Source organism: Actinomadura sp. NPDC049382 (assembly GCF_040677125.1).
In the GTDB taxonomy this organism is placed as follows: Bacteria; Actinomycetota; Actinomycetes; order Streptosporangiales; family Streptosporangiaceae; genus Spirillospora; species Spirillospora geliboluensis.
The window spans coordinates 91,780-108,790 of record NZ_JBFARO010000004.1; the positions used below are offsets into that span (position 1 = coordinate 91,780).

14 protein-coding genes are annotated in these 17,011 nt (G+C 69.2%); all 14 read left to right on the forward strand.

Translation table 11 applies throughout. The features are described from left to right. Positions 1-16: 16 nt before the first annotated feature. The 14 genes from AB0K34_RS04205 to AB0K34_RS04270 all read left to right on the forward strand — a co-directional run bounded on the left by AB0K34_RS04205 (position 17) and on the right by AB0K34_RS04270 (position 16,851). Complete coding sequence (locus AB0K34_RS04205) at positions 17-1,519, forward strand: long-chain fatty acid--CoA ligase (RefSeq protein ID WP_364545276.1); 1,503 nt, start codon at positions 17-19, stop codon at positions 1,517-1,519. Between the two features lie 26 nt (positions 1,520-1,545). Next, positions 1,546-2,328, forward strand: coding sequence for an SDR family oxidoreductase (locus AB0K34_RS04210; protein ID WP_364545279.1), 783 nt, complete (start codon positions 1,546-1,548; stop codon positions 2,326-2,328). Between the two features lie 24 nt (positions 2,329-2,352). Next, positions 2,353-3,417: an NAD(P)-dependent alcohol dehydrogenase gene (locus AB0K34_RS04215; protein WP_364545282.1), complete on the forward strand. Its 1,065-nt coding sequence runs from the start codon at positions 2,353-2,355 to the stop codon at positions 3,415-3,417. A 229-nt stretch (positions 3,418-3,646) separates the two neighbouring features. Continuing rightward, positions 3,647-5,029, forward strand: a complete 1,383-nt coding sequence (locus AB0K34_RS04220) for a tyrosine-type recombinase/integrase (RefSeq protein WP_364545285.1) — start codon at positions 3,647-3,649, stop codon at positions 5,027-5,029. A 930-nt stretch (positions 5,030-5,959) separates the two neighbouring features. After that, entirely contained in the window at positions 5,960-6,952 is a 993-nt protein-coding gene (locus tag AB0K34_RS04225) for an alpha/beta hydrolase (RefSeq protein WP_364545288.1), read from the forward strand. A 429-nt stretch (positions 6,953-7,381) separates the two neighbouring features. Continuing rightward, positions 7,382-7,963 carry a hypothetical protein gene (locus AB0K34_RS04230; RefSeq protein ID WP_364545291.1) on the forward strand — a complete coding sequence of 194 codons (582 nt, stop codon included), beginning with the start codon at positions 7,382-7,384 and terminating at the stop codon, positions 7,961-7,963. A 69-nt stretch (positions 7,964-8,032) separates the two neighbouring features. Further along, positions 8,033-10,402, forward strand: coding sequence for an MMPL family transporter (locus AB0K34_RS04235; RefSeq protein WP_364545294.1), 2,370 nt, complete (start codon positions 8,033-8,035; stop codon positions 10,400-10,402). Beyond that, a complete protein-coding gene (locus tag AB0K34_RS04240; RefSeq protein ID WP_364545297.1) occupies positions 10,402-10,929 on the forward strand; it encodes a hypothetical protein in 528 nt (175 codons plus the stop codon). Before AB0K34_RS04235 ends, AB0K34_RS04240 begins: the two co-directional genes overlap by 1 nt. A 34-nt stretch (positions 10,930-10,963) precedes the next feature. Next, positions 10,964-11,881, forward strand: a complete 918-nt coding sequence (locus AB0K34_RS04245; RefSeq protein ID WP_364545300.1) for an SDR family NAD(P)-dependent oxidoreductase — start codon at positions 10,964-10,966, stop codon at positions 11,879-11,881. 49 nt (positions 11,882-11,930) lie between these two features. Continuing rightward, complete coding sequence (locus AB0K34_RS04250; protein WP_364545303.1) at positions 11,931-13,448, forward strand: MDR family MFS transporter; 1,518 nt, start codon at positions 11,931-11,933, stop codon at positions 13,446-13,448. Between the two features lie 39 nt (positions 13,449-13,487). After that, positions 13,488-14,114, forward strand: a complete 627-nt coding sequence (locus AB0K34_RS04255; protein ID WP_364545306.1) for an NAD(P)H-binding protein — start codon at positions 13,488-13,490, stop codon at positions 14,112-14,114. 148 nt (positions 14,115-14,262) lie between these two features. Next, a complete protein-coding gene (locus AB0K34_RS04260) occupies positions 14,263-14,775 on the forward strand; it encodes an integrase core domain-containing protein (protein WP_364545309.1) in 513 nt (170 codons plus the stop codon). Positions 14,776-15,075: 300 nt separating this feature from the next. Then, positions 15,076-15,219: a hypothetical protein gene (locus tag AB0K34_RS04265; protein ID WP_364545312.1), complete on the forward strand. Its 144-nt coding sequence runs from the start codon at positions 15,076-15,078 to the stop codon at positions 15,217-15,219. Between the two features lie 393 nt (positions 15,220-15,612). Then, on the forward strand, positions 15,613-16,851 hold the full coding sequence (locus AB0K34_RS04270; RefSeq protein WP_364545315.1) for a hypothetical protein: 1,239 nt from the start codon (positions 15,613-15,615) through the stop codon (positions 16,849-16,851). Positions 16,852-17,011 lie beyond the last annotated feature (160 nt).

Consider the following 17,011-nt stretch of genomic DNA (forward strand, 5'->3'; position numbering starts at 1 on the left):
GGCTACGAGGAACCCGATGAACAACACCGCTGAAGCACTCTGGCGCCACGCCCAGGACACACCCGACAGCGTCGCGCTCCGCGACGACGCGGGCGTCTCCTGGACCTACCGGACGCTGCGCGACCGCGTCGCGGCGTTCGCCGCCCGCCTGCGCGAAGCAGGCATCGGGCCGGGAGACCGCGTTCTGCTGATCGCCCCGTCCGTGCCGGAGTTCGCCGTTGCCTACTACGGCATCCACGCCGCTGGTGCGATCGCCGTCACCGCCAACACCATGTCCACGGCCCATGAACTGCACTACGTCGGCCAGGACGCCGGTGTGGCCCTCGTGCTCGGCTGGCCCCAGATCGCGCCGGCTCCCGCCGAGACGGCCGCCCGCCTGAACGTCCCGTACTGGCCGATGACCACCGGCATGCCCGACCTCGCCACCCGAACCGGCCCAGACGACCCGCACTCGACCGGCGCCGACGACACAGCCGTGATCCTCTACACGTCCGGCACCACCGGACGGCCGAAAGGCGCCCAGCTCACCCACGGCAACCTCACCTCCTGCGCCGCGATGATCCGCCAAGCGCACGAGGTCACCGCCGCCGACCGCTGCCTCTCGGCCCTGCCGCTGTTCCACGTCTACGGGCAGGCGTGCGTGCTGAACACCGTCATCCAGGCCGGCGCGAGCCTCTCCCTGCTGCCGCGCTTCACCCCGGAGGGGATGCTGGCACTGCTGGCCCGCGACAAGCCGACCTTCATGGCAGGCGTCCCCACCATGTGGAACGCTCTCCTCCATGCGGCTGCTGGTCAGCGGCCCGCCGATCTCACCGGACTGCGGCATGCCGCGTCAGGCGGCGCGTCCCTGCCCGGTGAGGTCGTGCACGCCTTCCAGGAGCACTTCGGCTGCGCCGTCCTCGAGGGCTACGGGCTGACCGAGACGACCGGAGCCGGCACCGCCCACATCACCGGCCGTCCCCGCAGACCCGGGACCGTCGGCGGCCCCCTGCCCGGCTGCGCGATCACCATTCGCGACGACAGCGGCGCCGAACTCCCCGACGGCGAGGTCGGCGAGATCCACATCAGCGGCCCCGTCGTCATGAAGGGCTACTGGAACCGTCCGGAGGCCACCGCCGAGGTGCTCCGCGACGGCCGGCTGCGGACCGGCGACCTCGGCGCCAAGGACGCCGACGGCGACCTCCGCATCGTCGCCCGCAAGAAGGAACTGGTCATCCGCGGCGGGTACAACGTCTACCCGACCGAGGTCGAAGAGGTGCTCTACCAGCACCCCGACATCGTCGAGGCCGCCGTCATCGGCGTCCCCGACGACCACTACGGCGAGGAGGTCGCCGCGGCCATCGCGGTGCGGGACGGCGCCGAACTCACCGGCGACGACCTGCGCCGCTGGGCCAAGCAGCGGCTGTCGGCCTACAAGGTCCCGCACCTGATCACCATCGTCGACCGGCTCCCCAAGGGCCCGACCGGCAAGATCCTCAAACGCGCCATCAGCCCAGGCCTCTTCGAGGGCCGGCGATGAAGCCCGGAACCCCCTCGGACGCCGTCATGCGGTTGTTCGATCTGACGGGCAAGAACGCCGTCGTGACCGGCGGTACCCGCGGCATCGGAACGATGACGGCCCGGGGCCTGCTGCAAGCCGGAGCCCGCGTCTGGATCAGCTCACGCAAGGCCGCCGCCTGCGAGCAGGCCGCTGCGGAACTGTCCGCATTCGGAAAGGTCACCGCGATCCCTGCGGACCTGTCCGAGGCCGGCGAATGCCACCGGCTCGCGCGCGAGGTCACCGCGCAGACCGATGCGGTGCATATCCTGGTCAACAACGCGGGCGCCGCTTGGGCCGAGGCGATCGAGACGTTCCCGGAATCGGCGTGGGACAAGATCCTCGACCTCAACGTCAAGTCCCCGTTCCACCTCGTCCAGGCGTTCCTGCCCGCACTCGAACGAGCCGGTTCCCTCGACGACCCGGCCAGGGTGATCAACATCGGAAGCATCGACGGCATCCACGTGCCGCCGGTCCCCACTTTCTCTTACAGCGCGAGCAAGGCCGCCCTGCATCAACTGACCCGTCACCTGGCCAAGGAACTCGGTCCGCGGGGAATCACCGTCAACGCGATCGCGCCAGGCCCGTTCGCCTCCAAGATGATGGCCCCGACGCTGGATAGGTTCGGTGACGCCATCACGGCCGGGGCACCGCTGCGACGCATCGGCCGCGACGACGACATGGCCGGCGCGGTCATCTACCTCGCCGGACGCGCCGGCGCCTACCTCACCGGCGTCGTCCTGCCCGTCGACGGCGGCATCGCCACCACTGCCAGCGGCATCAGCATCTGACCACACCGCGACAGGAGAAGACCCATGCAAGCCGCCCAGCTCCTCGAACCCGGCCGGTTCGAGATCCGCGAAATCGCGACACCGGTTGTCGGTGAAGGCCAGGTGCTGCTCAAAGTGGTCGGTGCCGGCATGTGCGGCTCCGACGTCCACCTCGTCCGCCACCCTCCGAAAGCACTGCCGCTACCGCTGACCCTCGGCCACGAGACCACCGGACGCGTCGTCGAACTCGGGTCAGGCGTGACCGGCCTGAGCGCGGGAGACGCGGTCCTGGTCGCCGGAATCTGGAGCTGCGGAACCTGCCCGGCTTGCGCCGAGGGCCGGGACAACGCCTGCTCGTTCTGGGCGACCCGCACGGCCGTCCCGCCCGGTCCGGGCCTCGGCCACCCCGGCGGCATGGCCGAATACATGGTCGCGCCCGCCAGAAGCCTCGTACCGCTCGGAGACCTCGACCCCGTGACGGCCGCACCCCTGGCCGACGCCGGGATCGCCCCCTCCCACGCCATCAGCCTCGCCCGCCGGCAGCTCCGGCCCGACGCAACAGCGGTCGTCATCGGCGTCGGCGGCCTCGGCCACCTCGCCGTGCAGATCCTCCGCGCCACGACGGCATGCCGGATCGTCGCCGTCGACATCGACGACGACCGGCTCGCCGCCGCCCTCGACCACGGCGCGGACGTGACGCTGCGCTCCGAACAGGCGGCCGAAGCCCTGCTCGACCTGACCGGCGGCCTCGGCGCCAACGCCGTCTTCGACTTCGTCGGCACGGACGGCACCCTGGAGATCGCCCGCCGGACGGTGGCGACCTACGGCGCCATCATCATCGTCGGCCTCGGCGGCGGGACCCTCCAGGTCCACGCCGCGCCCGCCCCGATCAAACGGCAGTCCGGCCTCCCCTGGGGCGTATCGGTCCAGCGCCCCTACGGAGCGACCCGCCGCGACATCACCGAGGTCATCGCCCTCGCAGCCGCCGGCCGCATCACCGCACACATCCAGGCGTTCCCACTCCACGCAGCCCCCGAAGTACTGCAACGCCTCGAACAAGGCCACGTGCACGGCCGCGCGGTCCTCCTCCCTAACGGCCCCACCTCCTGACCCAGACGCCGCGCGCGGAACAAGTGCACCGAAAGCGTCTTTCTGGCCGTCCCCACCAGGGCCGTACTGCGGGCGGCCCTGAAAGCCTGCCGCCACCGAGGCGCATGATCACGGTGCCGGAGGTTGCTCGATCAGCAAGAAGCTCGGATCGATCTAGGGCAACCGGTGTACGAAACCGTGCATGGTGATTACCAAGAGTGTCGGTGGTATCTGCCGACGGTGCGGGTGCGTGGATCCGCGGACGGGGAAGGCGTGGGGTGATCGCTGTCCGGCGTTGGTGGCTGGTCGGCGGCACGGCAGCTGGTACCTGCGGCTGGAACTGCCGGTTGGCTCCGACGGGCGGCGCCGGCGGATCCGTCGCGGCGGCTTCACGACCCGCAAGGCGGCTGAGGAGGCTCTGGTTCAGCTGCGGATGCCGTCAGATGCAGGGTGTGGGCTGGTGACGGTAGGGGAGTGGCTCATCCACTGGCTGGCCACCCGAACAGGCGCGGCGACCACGATCAGCGGGTACGCCAGCCACGTCCGTCTCTACCTGGCCCCGTACCTGGGCACGGTGGTGCTGGCCGAGCTATCGGTCGCGCACCTGCAGGCGATGTTCGCGCGCATCGCCCGCGAACATCGAGCCCGGGGCATGCCGTTGACGGCGGCCACGATGAACCGGATCAGGGCGACGCTGCGCACCGCGCTCAACGCCGCGCTGCGCCGGGGCCTGATCTCCGACAATCCAGCAGCACGGATCGAGTTACCGACGGCCCGGCGCCCACGCGCGGTCGTGTGGACCGCCGAACGCGTGCGGCACTGGCAGCGGACCGGGGAGCGTCCGCCGGTCGCGGTGTGGACGGCGGCGCAGACCGCCGAGTTCCTCGACGCCATCAAAGATCACCCCCTCTACGCGGCCTACCACCTGATCGCGCTACGCGGGCTGCGGCGCGGGGAAGCAGCCGGGCTGCGCTGGTGCGACGTGGACCTGGAGCAGGGCGTCGCGGTGATCTCCCAGCAGATCCAGCAGCATCAGGGACATCTGGCGGTGTGCCCGCCCAAGACCGCCGCCAGTGCCCGCGTCATCGCGCTGGACCGCACCTCCGTCGCCGCCCTGCGCGCCCACCGTGACGGCCAGCGAAAAGAACGGAAACAAGCTGGCGAGGGCTATCGGGACAGCGGGTACGTCTTCACCCGCCCCAGCGGCGATCCTCTGGTCCCGGACCGGCTCAGCCGTACCTTCCGGGCTTTGATCGCCGAGCATGGGCTGCCGCCGATCCGGCTGCACGACCTGCGGCACGGCGCCGCCACCCTCGCACTGGCGGCCGGAGTGGAGTTGAAGGTGGTGCAGGACATGCTCGGGCACTCCAGCATCGTCCTCACCGCCGACACCTACACCTCGGTCCTCCCCGAGGTCGCCCACCGTGCCGCGGAAAAGACCGCCGCCCACGTCATGAAGGCGCGAGGTGTGGTCCCGGGCACCAACCGGACCCGCCGCCGAACACCCAGCCGCAAGAAACGCCGCCGCGGCAAGAGGACGGCATCCCGGTCGAGTGCTTCGACGGCACATCCCGCGCGCCAGCTAGGCCACCCACAGCGACGCCGAAGCGGAGACCCGGCCGTCAGGCCGTGATCGCGCACCTACAGAGCCCCTGGCTCCCTTACCTCTACTGCCGAGACCCTTGAAGGGCTAACCGAATAGTTCCGCGTCGGCGGCACCCTGGCTGGCGCGGGGATCAGGCCTGCCCGACGAGGAACCCGAGCCATTGCTTGCGCTACCACCTGGACTGGTGTCCAAAGTGCCCGTAAACGCCGGGCCCCAGGACGGCCTCAGTGTGGCCTCAGGTCGATGTCACCGAGACTGCCGTGGGCAGTGTTTTCCCTGGTCAGGGGTGGTGGGTCGCGTGGGACTCGAACCCACAACCTACGGATTAAAAGCCGAAATCGTCGTGTCGGCACGGGTTTTGCAGTGGCATTGCATGCCAATCTGTCTGTGATCCGTCCGATTTTCCTGCCGTCCAATGTCACTGCGTGCTGATTTGTTTCAGAGCCGCCGAGCCGACAACGAGCCGACAACGAGCCGCCACGGGGCGTTGGTGATCTTGTGGGTTGCTCGGCGAGGCCTCGCCTGACCTGTGCGGACGGAGTAACCGGCAAGCGCGGCGTTGCGGCCGGACGTCTTGTCCGCGAAGATCCGGCGGCGCTCAGCATGTCTCACATCCCGGGGGCCTGCCGCCGTCAGGTTCTTCGAGAGAAGGGTTGATTTGCACTGTGACTTGCGAGTGCATAGATTGCACTTCAGGATAGAAGTGCAACTCGTCCTGAATCGGAAGCGGGCCGCCGTCCGGTCGCTCGATGCGCGTAGAAGCTTGCCGAGGAACGGGGCCCTCGACGGGTCCACGAGGGGGTCGGACGGCGGTGTTTAGTCGTTATGTCGGTTCAGGCGGGTCGCCCATGGGAGTGGTGGCTTGGCATGCCGAATGGCGCATGGGGCTTGGTCCGTTGATTCGATTCCGAGCCTTGCATGATCGGTCTCGGGTTAGGGAGCAGGTGTGAAACGCCCATGTCCGAGCTGCGCGTTCAGGACGCTGACACCGAAGGCGAGCAGCCGACACGGCCGGGCCGGGCGCGGCGCCGGGCCACCAAGTGGCTGCGCAGGATCGGTGTCTGCGTGCTTGCGGTCGTGGTGGTCGCGACCGCGGTCTGCCTGATCTTCAACAGGGCGACTCGGCCGCCGGTGCGAATTGAGCCGGGGTTCGGTGCCTACGTCAAGGTCGGTGCTTCCGAGGTGCATTACGAGACGTGGGGGAAGGGCGGCACGCCCATCGTGCTGGTTCCCGGGTTCCTGGAATCGTCGACTGTGTGGTCCACGGTCGGTCCGCTTCTCGGCAAGGACCACGTCGTCTACGCTCTGGACCTTCCAGGCCACGGCTACACCCGGTATAGCGGCCCGATGCTCCTGCGCGACCAGGCGGAACTGGTCCATGGCTTCGTCCGGACACTGCGCCTGGACCGGCCGGCCCTCGTCGGCCATTCGCTCGGCGCGGCCGTGGTCGGCGAGGTCGCGCTGAGGCACCCGCAGGACGTGCGCAAGGTCATATTCGCCGACGGCGACGGGCTGAAGATGAACCTCGGGCCCAAATGGCTGCGCTCGGTGGTCTTGAACAGCCCCTACATGACCACGGTGATGAGGATCGGGTCGCGCTGGACCGCTGCCGACAAGTGGTTCATCAAGAGGATCTGCGGGGCGAGCTGCCAGACCCCGTCGACCGCCCTCACGAAACAGTGGGTCAGGCCGCTGCACCAGCGCTCCGGCGAAGACGCCCTGCGGGATCTTATGATCAACGCCGACTACGGCCTTGCGCCTGAGCAGGTCTCGGCCATCTCCGTCCCTTCGGCGATCATCTGGGGCAGCGACGACGGCAACGGCGGATCTCTCGACAAGACGATCGTCAATCTGCACCGACCGCCGACCCGCATCATCCGCAACGCCGGCCACCTCACGATGCTCGCCGCCCCGGAAGCCTTCGCGCAGGCAGTCGAGTCACTAGCCTGACCTGCGGCGGCCACAGACGTCGCCGAGGCCGGTCTCCACGGCCACGGTTCCCGGTCGCACGGTGCATGCCGCGGCAGGCCGTGATATCGGAACCCGGTCGATGTTTCTGACGAGCTGCTTCCAGCCAGGTGAGGTCGTTGCTCGCTTGGTCGGCTCGGCCTTGGCCTGTGGGACATGCACCGCGCTGTTCCCCTCGTTGACGACCTGGGGCGGGTGGCCGCCCGACCGGTTTCCGCACTCGGCCGCCCATTCCCAGGCCGGATCCACTCGCCCTGCCGCGGCGTCCAGGCCTCACTGCGCAGCCGGTCACCTCCCGTACAGCCCTGGGGTAGGCGGGTACGGGGCCCAATCCGCCGGTCCGCGCCGCCGTCAGGTCTGCATGGACACCTTGGTTTGCACTTTCCTGTCAGGAGTGCATAGATTGCACGCATGACGGAGAGTGCAACGTCGTTGAATCGGAAGCGGACCGCGGCCCGGATCACCCAGTGCGCGCAGGTGCTGGCCGAGGAGTGGGGTCTGGACGGGTTCACGATGGACGACCTCGCCGAGTGCGCCGGGGTGTCGCGGCGGACCCTGTTCAACTACGTGGACGGGAAGCTGGACGCCGTCCTGGGTGCTCCGCCGGGGCCCGACCCGGCGAACCTCGCGGCGTTCCGGGCGGGCGGTCCGACGGGTCGTCTCGCCGAGGACGTCAAGGCGACCATCGTGGCGGTGCTGAACCGCCAGGACACCGCTGCGGAGGAGTACGAGCGGGTGCGGCGGCTGATCGCGTCGGAGGCGCGGCTGCACAAGGCGATGCACGACAAGTTCAGCAGGCTCGCCGAGTTCCTGGCCGAGGCGATCGTGGAGCGCGAGGGGGCGAGGTTCGACCTGCTCAGGGCGCGGGCGGCCGCGACGGTGACCTTGTCGCTGTTCGATCTCGCGCTCGAGGCGTTCGTCGCCGACCCGAGCGCGAGCCTCGCCGAGCACTACGTGGCCGTCTTCGACGGCGCCGCCGCACTCTTCGACTGACCTCCGGTCGCCTCCCCCCGCCCGCCCCACCACGACCTGTTCCACCTCCCCGACTGTTTGGAGACTTCCATGGCGACGCTGCTGTACCGATTGGGCAAGGGCGCTTTTCGGCGCTGGCCGCTGGTGCTGGCCGTCTGGCTGGTCGCCCTGATCGGGGTGGGCGGGGTGGCCGCCACGATGTCGCAGCCGATGTCGGACCAGTTCTCCATTCCCGGCATCCCGTCGGAGAAGGCCACCGACCTGCAGCGGGAGCTGTTCCCCGGGTCCGGCAACGCGATCGACGAGGCGTCGGTGTCCATCGTGGTGGCCGCGCCCCAGGGCCACACGCTCGCCGAGCAGCCCTACGCCGGCCGGGTCTCCACGCTGGTCAAGCAGCTGGGTTCGGTGCCGCAGATGCCGGACAAGCCGCCGGCGGGTCCGGTGGAGGCGGCCGCGGCGATGAAGAAGCAGATCACCGATATGGCCGTGCAGGGGGCGAAGGCCTCGGGCGGTGGTGAGGCGGCCGTCGCGGCCGCGCAGAAGACGGCCGAGCGGAACGCGGCTGCGGTGTCGCCGCTGTCGCCGGACGGGCGCGTGGGCACCATCGAGTTCGCCTTCGACGTCGCGACCACGACCGATGTCGACGCCGGCACCCGCGACAAGGTCCTGGAGGTGCTGGACCACGCCCGCGGCGACGGGCTGCAGGTGGAGGTCTCCGGCGCGGGCATGGAGGGCGGCCCGGGCGGCGGCGGAGGCGGCGCCAGTGTCGAGTTGATCGGTATCGCGGTCGCGCTGGCCATCCTGGCCCTGACGTTCGGTTCGCTGGTCGCCGCGGGCCTGCCCATCCTGACGGCCGGTATCGGGGTCGGGCTCGGCGTCACCGGCATCACCGCCATGACCGCCTTCACCACCCTGGACTCCAGCACTCCGCTGCTGGCCACCATGATCGGTCTCGGGGTCGGCATCGACTACGCCCTGTTCATCCTGGCCCGCTACCGCAGCGAGCTGGAGCACACCCAGGACCGGGCGGAGGCGATCGGACGCGCGGTCGGCACGGCCGGATCGGCGGTGGTGTTCGCCGGACTGACCGTGGTGATCGCGCTGGCGGCGCTGTCCCTGACCGGGATCCCGTTCCTGGCCGCCATGGGCTGGGGAGCCGTCGGGACCGTGATCATCGCGGTGCTGGTCGCGCTCACCCTGCTGCCCGCAGTGCTGGGGGTGTTCAAGTCCAAGGCGTTCGCCGGGCGGTTCCGCCGCCACACCCCCGCCCGTGACGCCTCCGGCAAGGCGGTCAACAACGGCGTCCGCTGGGCTCGGCTGGTGGGCCGCGCGCCGATCGTGTTCGCCCTCGCCGCCGCCGCGGGGCTCGGCGCGGTCGCCGTCCCCTCCACCCAGCTGCACCTGGCCTTCCCGTCGGACTCCACCGCGCCGGCCGACACCACCCAGCGCAAGGCCGCCGACCTGGTCAATGGCGCGTTCGGTGAGGGCCGCCTGGCACCGATGCTGACCGTCATCGACGGCCGCGACGTGCCCGCCGCCGACCGTCCCGCCGCCTACCAGAAGGTCGTCCAGTGGGCCGGAGACCACAAGGAGGTCGCCAACGCCCAACTGGGCGGGATGAACAAGGACGGCACCGGCGCGCTCGTCCTGATCACGCCCGCCCACGGGCCCGAGGACACCGCGACCGAGGACCTGCTGGACGACCTGCGCGACGACCAGCCCGGCATCGAGAAGTCGACCGGCACCAGCATCGGCATCACCGGCCTGACCGCGATCCAGACCGACGTGTCCCAGCGGCTGGCCGACGTGCTGCCGCTCTACCTCGGCGTCGTCATCGGCCTGGCGTTCCTGATCCTGATGCTGGTGTTCCGCTCGATCCTGGTCCCGCTGACCGCCACCCTGGGATTCCTGCTGTCGGTCATGGCCACCCTCGGCGCCACCGTCGCCGTCGTCCAGAACGGCATGTTCGGGCTGTTCTCCGCCCAGCCCATCATCAGCTTCATCCCGATCTTCCTGATCGGCCTGGTCTTCGGCCTGGCCATGGACTACCAGGTCTTCCTGGTCACCCGGATCCGCGAGGCCCACGTCCACGGCGCCTCCGCCCGCGAGGCCGTGGTCGACGGGTTCCGCAACAGCAGCCGGGTCGTCACCGCGGCCGCACTGATCATGACCGCGGTCTTCGGCGGATTCATCCTGATGGACGAGCCCGTCATCGGATCGATGGGCTTCGCCCTCGCCGTCGCCGTGCTCTTCGACGCCTTCATCGTGCGCATGTGCCTGATCCCGGCGCTGATGTACCTGATGGGCGAACACGCCTGGTGGCTCCCCCGATGGCTCGACCGGCTCCTGCCCAACATCGACGTCGAAGGCGAAAGCCTCAACCGACCGCACCTGGCCGACGGGCACCGCGACGCCGACGGGGCCCGGCCCACCGAGCCGGCGCCCACCGCAAGCGAGTGATGCCCGCCGGGCGTCGGCTGCGCATGCCGCTGCTGACGGTGCACGTGACCGTGTCGGTCGGCTGGATCGGCGCGATCATCGCCTACCTCGTGGTCAACGCCGTGGCGTTGACCAGCTCGGACCTGGCGCAGGTACGCGGGGCGTATCTGCTGATGGATCCGCTGCTGAGGTTCGCGATCGCGCCGCTGGCCGTCGCCTCCCTGGTGACCGGCGTGATCCTGGCGCTGGTCACCCGGTGGGGACTGCTGCGGCACCGCTGGGTGGTCGCCTCACTGTGGCTGACCATCGTCGCGGTCGCCCTGCTCTTCGTGCACATGTCGACCGAGGTCGCCGAACTGACGGCCAGAGCCGCCGATCCCAGCATGGACCCCCGCACCGACAGGGCCGACCTCCCCAACACCGTGGCCGGCCTCCTGCTCGTGACCGTTCCGCTGGTGCTCAACATCTACAAGCCGCGCGGCCTCACCCGCCGCGGCCGGCGCTTGCAGACCGGAGCCCTGAGCTCCACTCCGTCCACTGCCTCATGACAGGCGACACCGACCACCGACCGAGGGACAGCAGATGACCGACACACCACAGATAGCTCGCGTGGTCGTCATGACCGGCGCCACGTCCGGGATCGGCGCCGCCGCGGTCCAGGAGATCGCCCGCGACCCCGGCACGCTGGTCCTGGTGGGCGCCCGCGGCACCGGGCGGACCGTGCCCGCCGGCGTCGAGACGCTCCCACTTGACCTGGCCTCCCTGGGAAGCGTCCGCGAGTTCGCCGACGCCGTCCTGCGGCGGCTCGGCGGGACGCCCATCGACGCGCTGGTCCTCAACGCCGGCACCCAGTCCAGGAGCCTGGACGGGCGGACGGCCGACGGCTTCGAGACCACCTTCGCCGTCAACCACCTCGCCCACTACCTGCTGGCCCGCCTCCTCACACCGCACCTGGCCGACGACGCCCGCATCATCCTGACCACCAGCGACACCCACGACCCGGCCATCACGCCCCTGGCCCCCAAGACGCTCGACCCCCAGGCCCGCGCGCACCCGCCCACGTCGGGATTCGGGGCCGGGATGCGCGCCTACGCCGCCTCCAAGCTGTGCAACCTGCTCACCGTCCGCTCCCTCGCCGAACTCCCCGAGGTACGCGAACGCGGGATCAGGGCGCTGGCCTACAACCCTGGCCTCACCGGCGGCACCAACCTCGGCGACGCCGGCCCCGGAGCCAAACGGTTCATGACCCTGGTCGTCTTCCCGGTCTTCCGCATCGTCGGTCGCTTCAAGCCCGCCTACGTCATGGGCCCACCCGAACGCGCCGGACAGGTCCTCGCCCAACTCGCCGCCGGCACCGTCACGCCCCCCGCCGGGCACGTTTACGTCTCCCTGGTCAAGGGAGACATCACCTATCCCGAGCCCGCGCCGCTCGCCCGCGACGACGAGGTCCGCGACGACCTCTGGCGCCAGAGCGCCTCCATGGTCGGCCTCGCCCCGTAGACCCGCGGCGCCCCGTGTCCTTAGGAACCTCTGGCTGAACGGAGCCGGCATGGCAACGCCCACCACTGAAACGTCGGGCGGGCTCGACCGAAACGTCATCGTCACCGGGCTCGTCATCGTAGCCGGGATGATCATGGTGGTGCTCGACACCACGATCGTCAACGTGGCCTTGGACTCGCTGAGCACCGAACTCGACGCTCCGCTGTCGAGGACCCAGTGGGTCGTCACCGGCTACCTGCTCTCGGTGGCCCTGGTCATCCCGGTCACCGGCTGGGCCATGGACCGGTTCGGCCCCAAGGCGACCTGGATCACCGCAGTGAGCCTGTTCGCGGCCGGGTCCGCGCTGTGCGCGGCCGCCTGGTCGATCGAGAGCCTGATCGCCTTCCGCGTGCTCCAGGGACTCGGCGGCGGCATGCTGCTGCCCGGCGGCCAAGCGATCATCACCCGAGCCGCCGGACCGCAACGCCTGGGACGCGCCATGAGCATCCTCGGCGTCCCCATGCTCCTCGGCCCCGTACTCGGCCCCGTGCTCGGCGGCCTGCTCGTCGAATACACCAGCTGGCACTGGATCTTCATCGTCAACGTCCCCGTCGGCATCCTCGCCGTGGCGCTCGCGGTGTGGAAACTGCCCGCAGGCGGCGCCCTGCCCGAACACGGCCGCCTCGACCTGCGCGGACTCCTCCTGCTCTCTGGCAGCCTCGCCGGCCTGCTCTACGGACTGTCCCAGGCGAGTTCGGAAGGCGGGTTCGGCGAATGGGACGTGCTCGGATGGCTCCTGGGCGGCGCCGCCGGCCTCGCCCTGTACGCCTGGCACAGCCTGCGCAGGGGAGCCGCGTCGATCATCGACGTCCGCCTGCTCGGCAACCGGCGCTTCGCCTTCGGAACCGTGGCGGTCTTCCTGGTCGCGATCGGGCTGTTCGGCGGCATGCTGCTGCTTCCGCTCTACTACCAGACCGTCCGCGGGGAGGGGGCGCTGAACGCCGGCCTGCTGCTGGCCCCCCAGGGTCTGGGCGCCATCGTGGCCATGGTGATCGGAGGCCGTCTCACCGACCGGATCGGCGCGGGCTACGTCGTACCCGTCGGAATCGTGCTCGCGCTGCTCGGCACCTTCCCCTTCACCCAGGTGGGCGTCCACACCTCCTACACCTGGCTGAGCGCGGCCCTGTTCGTGCGCGGCATGGGCCTGGGCGCGGTGATGATGCCGACCATCGCCGCCTCCTACACCAAGCTCAGCAAAGAGGCGGTATCGCGGGCCGCACCGACGCTGTCGGCCATGCAGCAGGTCGGCGCCTCACTCGGCAGCGCCCTGCTGGTGACGGCCCTGACGCAGCGGTTCACCGGTCAACTCGCCGCGCGCGGTGTCCAGGCCCCGGGCGGCGGCACCGACCAGATCGCCGCCATCCCGCCTGATGCCATGCCGGTCGTCGGCCCGCTGCTAGCCGACGCGTTCGGTTTCGCGTTCTGGCTCGCCTTCGGCCTCACAGCCCTGATCATCGTCCCCGCGCTGTTCCTGCCACGCCACGCGGCCCGCGACCGCGACGAGCCACCGGTGCCAGCCGGCGTCTAGCACTCGTCCTTTCGCAGCACCCGAAGGGGGACTACCAGCATGAACCTGCTCATCCTCGGCGCGACCGGCCCCACCGGCCGCCAACTCCTCAACGCCGCGTGCAAGTGCGGTGACACCATCACCGCCCTCGCCCGCAACCCGGCCGCCCTCGCCGACTTCGCCGACGAGGTCACCGTCGTCGCCGGAGACGCCACCTCCCGGAACGATGTCTCGACCGCCGCCCTCGGACAAGACGCCATCATCTCCGCACTCGGCCAAGGCAAATCGCTCAACCACCAGGACCTGTTCAACCGCGCGTCCGCCGCCGTGCTCGGCGCCGCCGAGGAACAAGGCGTCACCCGCCTGATCTGGATGTCGTCATTCGGCGTGGGGGACACCTTCGAGTCTGCGACCCTCACGCAGAAGATCATGTACAGCACGTTGCTGCGAGGTGTCTACGCGAACAAGAAAATCGCGGACGAGCGCATCCGCTCCAGCGGCCTGGACTGGACCCTGGTCTACCCGACCGCGCTCACCAACGGCCCGGCCAAAGGCAACTACCGCGTCAACGACCGGCTCCAGATGCGCGGCGCCCCCAGAATCAGCCGCGCCGACGTCGCGGCCTTCATGCACGAGGCCGCGCACAGCTCGGAATGGATCCACCGCGACGCCGTTATCACCGACTGACAACACAGCGGCCGAGAGGTCGCCGAAGCCCAGCGCCCCTCGGCACCGACGCGGTTCAGGCAACGCTCCCCCTACTGTCCTGCGCTCGCAGGCCGAGGCGCTGCTGGCGTGTGACTTCCTGGAGACCGTAACGCTCACCGGCGCCCGCATGTACGTGCTGGCGGTCATCGAACATCGCACCCGCCGTGTCCGGGTTCTGGGCGCCACCGCCCACCCGAACGCAGCGTGGGTGACCCAGGCGGCCCGGAATCTGGTCATGGACTTGGAGGACGCGGGTTGCCGGGCACGGTTCTTGATCCGCGACCGGGACGGCAAGTTCCCTGAGCTGTTCGACACCGTCCTGGCCGATACCGGCATCCAGACGGTGCTGACCGGCGTGCGGATGCCGAGAATGAACGCGGTGATGGAGCGGTGGGTGCAGACCTGCCGCCGTGAGCTCCTAGACCGCACGTTGATCTGGAACCAGCGGCATGTGCTCCACTCTCTCCGCGAGTTCGAGACCTTCTACAACGAGCATCGGCCTCATCAGGGCATAGCCAACGCCCGCCCGTTAGGGCCGTTGCCTCCACTGATCGCCGATTCCGAACAGATCGCCCACCTGAACATCCGAAGAAGGCAACCTCTGGGCGGGATCCTTAATGAGTACGAACCGGCCGCTTGACCTGCACGGATGAGGTTTCGACAGGGGCAAGGTCGTCGCGGGCTGCGTCCAGATGCTCGGCCGCGTTGGGGTGCTTGGCCTCCAGCGAGGCGACGACACGGGCGTGCTGAGCGTGGACCTCTTCGGCGGCGGGGCTGGGACGTCCATCGCCGGCTTCAACGCTTCTCCGGAGCCGGTGGTAAAAGGGAAGATCATCACGGTCAAGGGGAAGCTGTTCCGGTACATGGCCAAGATGCTGCCGGGCCGGGCGCGTCGGTCTACCTGTACTTCCAGCCGAAGAGCTCCAGCACCTGGACGCAGATGGCCGTAGTGAAGACCGCGAGCAACGGGTGGTTCAGCAAGACGTTCAAGGCGTCCGAGGACGGCACCTGGACGGCCGTCTACAAGGGCAGCTCCACCTACCTCGCCTCCAACAAGCCCACCGACTACGTGGACGTGCACTGAGCGCCTGCGAAAAGGCACGTTCGTTGCGAACGGCGCCGTGGCCGGGGCCGCGACCCACCAGGCGGTCGCCCACTGGTGCCCTGGTCGTATATCCATGGGCGCGACGCAAGTCCCTCCCATAGCTGGGCCGGGCGCAATCGTCCGTGGAGACGCGGGCCGTTCCGTATGTCGCGGTGGATGGCCGCGGGCTGTTAGCCCGGATCGACACACGGTTGCACGCCGTCCTCCTCGAGGCGGTACGCGATGAGATTTCATCTGCGCAGGTCATCCGGCGGTCCGTGTGACAACCGGTGGGACTGGTGGCGCGTCTTCACCGGGCAAGGGTTCAGGGTTGTGAGAGGTGCGTGGGGTGGTGCCGTGTACGGATGGCCAGTTGTAGATCCGCCTGCTGAGATGCCCGCACGGTTGCCTCGACTGGTCACCGCTCCGGCCTGGATGCCGGGGCATGTTGAGGTCGAGGTTGTCGGGGAGTCGTTTCATCAGGAGGCGGTGCGGGCCGCCGCGACCGATCCAGGGGGCGATGGGGTACGGATGGCGGTACTGGTTCCGGCGCCCTCGCATTCGCGCTATCCGACGGCGGTGGTTGTATACGTGCAGACGTACCTGGTCGGATATCTGTCAGCTGAGGCGAGCGCGCAGGTGCATCGGGCGGTGCTGGGATTCGCCGGTGCTCACGGTGGGCGGTTGCCGTCGTGTCCGGCCGAGTTCTACGACTTCGGACACGGTCAGCAGGTGGTGCTCTTGCTCGACCTCCAGCCGTTGGGGCTGCCGCATGAGTTGCTGGCCATTGTTCCGGAGATAGCCAGGAGTGTGGCGGGCCTGTTCGGTTGGCTGGACCAGCCGACCCCGGTCCTTGCCGGTTGTGATCGGGTAGCGCGGGGGCGCCTTGAAACCGTCGAGGCCGAGTGCGCTACCGAGACCAACAAGCGTTTTGAGGAGCGGACTCCTCATGTATGGCCCGGCCTCGAACGCAGGGCAAGCGATCTGGTCACTCGCCTGGGTTCGGCGGCGGACCCGTGGGTGGCGCGTGCGTGGCTGGCGCTGGCACGCTGCACCCGCTATCAGAAGGGTCGGCGTGATGACACGCTGAGGGCTTACGTGAGCGCCCTGCATGTTGAGCGCGGCATCGCCGATGCCTGGGTGGAGTTGTTTGAGTATGTATGCGCGGCACCGTATGCTCCCATGCTTCTTGATCTTTACGCGCGTGTTCCAGTTCTTGCCCGACCGGCCGTAGCGGCGCATCTCCTTCGCGTCTCCTACGGAGAAGACCGCCACGGCAAGCTTCGCGCGTTCAGCGGATCGGCTCTACGGGTGGCGTTGGAGAGGTTGGCGGTAAACCAGGGCGACGATGGGACAGTTGCCGTCTTGGCAGCTGACAACGGGCTTCGGGCGGAGAAGGCTGGAAATATTGACGAGGCGATTGTTTCCTACCGGAGAGCCGTCGCTGCAGGGAGCACTGCCCCGAAGGTTGTAGATCGGCTCAGTATATGGCTCGTCAAGCAAGGTCTTTACTCTGAAGCGGCTGCAGCACTCACCCAAGCCTTGCGCGTTCCGCCCGAAAAGGCGAGCGTGCAGGAGCGTCTCCGCAAACGCCTGGAGCGGTGCCAGGGCAAGATCTCACCGGCGGACTGAGCGGTCTTCCGCCTTGAGCATGACGCGCTGCCGCCCGGGGCACCGGTAGTTCAGGGGCCGACGCCAGTTCGGCGTTGATGCGCAGGGCCAAGCGATTCGCTTTGCTGACTTGTGGCCGGCGTGGCGCATGACTGCGGCGTCGGCGTCATCGGAAAGCACA

Bases quoted from the DNA above. Each gene is read 5' to 3' on its own strand.
- AB0K34_RS04205 (WP_364545276.1), top strand. From the start codon at position 17: ATGAACAACACCGCTGAAGCACTCTGGCGCCACGCCCAGGACACACCC.
- AB0K34_RS04210 (WP_364545279.1), top strand. From the start codon at position 1,546: ATGCGGTTGTTCGATCTGACGGGCAAGAACGCCGTCGTGACCGGCGGT.
- AB0K34_RS04215 (WP_364545282.1), top strand. From the start codon at position 2,353: ATGCAAGCCGCCCAGCTCCTCGAACCCGGCCGGTTCGAGATCCGCGAA.
- AB0K34_RS04225 (WP_364545288.1), top strand. From the start codon at position 5,960: ATGTCCGAGCTGCGCGTTCAGGACGCTGACACCGAAGGCGAGCAGCCG.
- AB0K34_RS04230 (WP_364545291.1), top strand. From the start codon at position 7,382: ATGACGGAGAGTGCAACGTCGTTGAATCGGAAGCGGACCGCGGCCCGG.
- AB0K34_RS04235 (WP_364545294.1), top strand. From the start codon at position 8,033: ATGGCGACGCTGCTGTACCGATTGGGCAAGGGCGCTTTTCGGCGCTGG.
- AB0K34_RS04240 (WP_364545297.1), top strand. From the start codon at position 10,402: ATGCCCGCCGGGCGTCGGCTGCGCATGCCGCTGCTGACGGTGCACGTG.
- AB0K34_RS04245 (WP_364545300.1), top strand. From the start codon at position 10,964: ATGACCGACACACCACAGATAGCTCGCGTGGTCGTCATGACCGGCGCC.
- AB0K34_RS04250 (WP_364545303.1), top strand. From the start codon at position 11,931: ATGGCAACGCCCACCACTGAAACGTCGGGCGGGCTCGACCGAAACGTC.
- AB0K34_RS04255 (WP_364545306.1), top strand. From the start codon at position 13,488: ATGAACCTGCTCATCCTCGGCGCGACCGGCCCCACCGGCCGCCAACTC.
- AB0K34_RS04260 (WP_364545309.1), top strand. From the start codon at position 14,263: ATGTACGTGCTGGCGGTCATCGAACATCGCACCCGCCGTGTCCGGGTT.
- AB0K34_RS04265 (WP_364545312.1), top strand. From the start codon at position 15,076: ATGGCCGTAGTGAAGACCGCGAGCAACGGGTGGTTCAGCAAGACGTTC.
- AB0K34_RS04270 (WP_364545315.1), top strand. From the start codon at position 15,613: ATGCCCGCACGGTTGCCTCGACTGGTCACCGCTCCGGCCTGGATGCCG.